This window comes from Mycobacterium sp. UM_Kg27, from assembly GCF_000972905.1.
Taxonomy (GTDB): Bacteria; Actinomycetota; Actinomycetes; order Mycobacteriales; family Mycobacteriaceae; genus Mycobacterium.
In genome coordinates this window covers 1-1,649 of record NZ_JRMM01000267.1, presented here as the reverse complement: position 1 = coordinate 1,649, position 1,649 = coordinate 1, and the positions used below count along the sequence as shown (strand labels likewise).

General features: G+C 63.7%; 1 pseudogene. It reads right to left on the bottom strand.

Annotation, left to right across the window (positions count from 1 at the left end):
• Positions 1 to 34: 34 nt before the first annotated feature.
• Positions 35 to 1,338 (bottom strand): annotated as a pseudogene (locus LI94_RS21130) (IS30 family transposase).
• Between the last annotated feature and the right edge of the window lie 311 nt (positions 1,339 to 1,649).

The window sequence follows — 1,649 nt, the reverse complement described above, 5'->3', positions numbered from 1 at the left end:
GGGCGGTTTCAAGGGGTCGTCGCAACACTGGTGGTTAATTGGCCAGTAGTAGATCACGCAGACGCTCGGCTGGGGTATCCCAGCCGAGCGTTTTGCGTGGGCGGCCGTTGAGTTCTTGGGCGACGTGTTCGAGGTCTTCGGGTCCGTAGACGCTCAGATCGGTGCCTTTGGGGAAGTACTGTCGCAGCAGTCCGTTGGTGTTCTCGTTGCTGCCACGCTGCCAGGGGCTGGCCGGGTCGCAGAAGTACACGGCCATGTCGGTGGCCATGCTGAACTGCTTGTGCCGCGCCATCTCAGCGCCTTGGTCCCAGGTCAGTGATCCGCGCAGGTGATCGGGTAGGTCCTTAATCGCCGCGATCAGGGCATCGCGCACGGAGTCGGCATCGTGCCCGCCTGGTAGGTGCAGCAGCATCGTGTAGCGGGTCGCTCGCTCGACGAGGGTGCCGATCGCGGTCTGGTTCTTCTCACCGGTGATCAGGTCACCTTCCCAATGCCCGGGCACCGCTCGGTCTTCGACCTCAGCGGGGCGGTCGCTGATCATCACCATCGGGTCGGTGAACCGCTGATACCGCTCACCTTCTTTGCGATGCGGTTTACGTCTCGTTCGTCCAGTCCGAAGTGCATGCTGCACTTCTCGTTTCAAGCCACCTCGCGCCTGGAAGTACAGGGCCTGGTAGATCGTCTCGTGGCTCACCCACATACTCTCGTCGTCGGGATGATCCCGGCGCAGGCGGTGCGAGATCTGCTCCGGTGACAGCTTGCGCGACAAGCCTTCCTCAACCGCCTCCCGCAGGACCGTGTTCACCACCAGTTTGGACGCCTTGGGCCGCGCCCGGGCCGCTGCTGCCACACGGTCGGCCTGATACGGCAGATACCGGCCATCGATACTGTGCCTGCGGACTTCCCGCGAGACGGTGGAGACGTTCTTACCGATCCGATCGGCGATCGTCTGCTGTGACTCCTTCCCGAGGAGTCCGTCGGCGATCGCTACCCGGTCCTCGATCGACAGATACCGGCCATCGATTGCCGGCCGCGCGGTGTCATCGCAGGTCACATGAGTCACGGATTGTTTGTAAACGGTCTGGCGGTTGTAGTCCACGACCCGGCCATCGGGGTAGATCCGCATGTTGTGGGTGTGGCGGATCCCCTGGCGCCAGTCCCGCGCGGTCCGCTGGTTCACACCGACCTCACGAGCTGCCCGCGCGGTTGACCAGCCCGCCGCGATCAGCTCCAGGCAACGGCGTTTGGCCTCGGGCTTGCCCCTCGGCAAGATCTTCTCGCTGGTGACCAGATTCTCGGCGACCAATATTCGGCGCGCCACCGAATGCGACACCCCACATGCTTTCGCCGCCTGGTTGATCGAACCCGTCTCGTCGAATACGGCCACGATGACGTCCCGGTCAGCAACCCCACGCTGATCACCGCACTTGCCAGGACCCCGCGCCTGCCCGGCAGGCCGGCCGATCGACCGCAGAATCGCATAACACCGATCACGGGATAGACCGACTGCGACGGCAGCCTCCTTCACCGCAACCCCGGCATCGACCAACCTTGCTAGCTGGTCACCGAACCGCGCACAGTCCTCCGAAAACGACATGGTCGCCGCAACCTCTCATCGAGAGTGTTGCGACGACCATGTGAACCCGCCC